General features: G+C 33.4%; 2 protein-coding genes and 1 pseudogene. 2 read left to right on the top strand and 1 reads right to left on the bottom strand.

From position 1 onward, the window contains the following. Together DM84_RS05885 and DM84_RS05880 are read left to right on the top strand one after the other, a co-directional pair. Positions 1–367, top strand: a 367-nt coding sequence (locus tag DM84_RS05885) for a transposase (RefSeq protein WP_250779061.1), incomplete at its 5' end; no start/stop codon positions are given. A gap of 326 nt (positions 368–693) precedes the next feature. After that, entirely contained in the window at positions 694–900 is a 207-nt protein-coding gene (locus DM84_RS05880; RefSeq protein WP_250779058.1) for a hypothetical protein, read from the top strand. Positions 901–940: 40 nt separating this feature from the next. On the opposite strand, the pseudogene DM84_RS05875 reads toward DM84_RS05880, so the two are convergent. Beyond that, positions 941–1573: pseudogene (locus DM84_RS05875) on the bottom strand (hypothetical protein); the annotation flags it as partial.

Below are 1573 nucleotides of genomic sequence, written 5' to 3'. Positions count from 1 at the left end.
TAGAATTGATAAAGATGATTTGCAAAATATTCAAATTGCTGTAGATAGCACCAGAGTCAGTATTTACAATAATAACGGTAGTCATAGTAAACTTAATATTCGGGAAAGAAAGTATAATGGTTACGATCAAGTAAGGAAACTACACATTATTTTAAACGTTAACGATAGGAAGGTGATAAACATGAAGTACACTAACGGTGTTGCTGCAGACTATTTGTCTGCCTGTGATATGTTAGAGGAAATCAGTGATAAGTATAAAGTTCATTCTATTCGAGCAGATGCAGCTTATGACATAAGAAGAGTGTATAAAGAATGTGGGAAACATAACCTATTATTCGGCCTAGGAAGGATACTAAAATTTGCTTAGCTGACTACTTATCAGAAAAAAATAAATATATTAGTAGAATTAGATCATATGGAAGCTATGAGGATGGTATAAATGAATGGAAGAAGAAAGTTAAATATGGAGTAAGGTCTTATATTGAAGTGTTTTTCCATAGGTTAAAGCAAATATTTGGGTTTAGCTTGAAAAACAAATCAGAGATAAATCGTGAAAAAACTGTTAATTAAGTGCTACTTACTTAATAAATTTACTGATATCGGTACGCCTGTTTTCGAATTTACCTTGTAAATTCCTTCCATTTCCACCTCTTACTGACAGCTATGCAACAAAGCCATCCATAGTTAGTGTTAGTGAGAGAGTTTAACAAAATTGAAGATGAAGAAATACGTGATAAGTTTCATTCATTAATGATGTCAGTATCTAAAAAAATACAGATCGATAAAGAAAGGGGTAAAACAATAGGGGAAACAGAAGTGGCAAAGAATTTACTTGAAGTAGGTGTTCCAATTGACGTAATACAACAAGCAACTGGCCTGCAGGATCTTAAAGCTATTTGAAAAGCAATAAGATAATTTCTTTAGGAAATTTTCTAAGCTGTTAAATTGATATCAACGAGGAATTTTGAGCATTTCCTTCACTTTTCAATTTAACCACTTCTATAGAAGATGTATTGCCTAATGAAGAGGTCACTGTATCACCAGGCTTTAACCCTTTCATTACTGCTCCGACTTTTTCTAAAACCTTTTTAGATGGGCTCATTGCTTCAGAACGTATCAATCCTCTAGATCTGATAAAATATTCTTGCCCTATAGCTTCTTTAACTGATAACTCTCTCAATCGACAATTTTTTCCTATTTCTTCCCCACAATCTTCTAATTTCTTCAACATCTCTTTATTCCCTTCTACCCTTATTAGGTTTTGATCTTGCTCATCAGGATATAACCTAACTTCTAATTCTCCCAAACTAGTAGGGAAAGTTAATACTATATCACTACCATCTGCAAGGTCAGTATAATACCTTATGTCATTTACTGTTATAATTTCTACTTCGCTTTTACCGATCTTTATTACATTCCTTCCATATCCTGTTTCTCCAGTTAGCCCTAGCCCCCTTGCTCCATCTGTAATTTTTGCAACATGTATTGTGCTGTCTCCTGAATATTCTAAATAGAGAGTAGAGTTATCTATTTTTGCCTCTTTTTCCTCATCGGTAGCTGCACTTTTAGCAAT

Origin of the sequence: Wolbachia pipientis, from assembly GCF_023661085.1 — a bacterium.
GTDB lineage: Bacteria > Pseudomonadota > Alphaproteobacteria > Rickettsiales > Anaplasmataceae > Wolbachia.
Note: the sequence above shows the minus strand (reverse complement) of the source record. Positions and strands in the feature narration are given on the sequence as shown.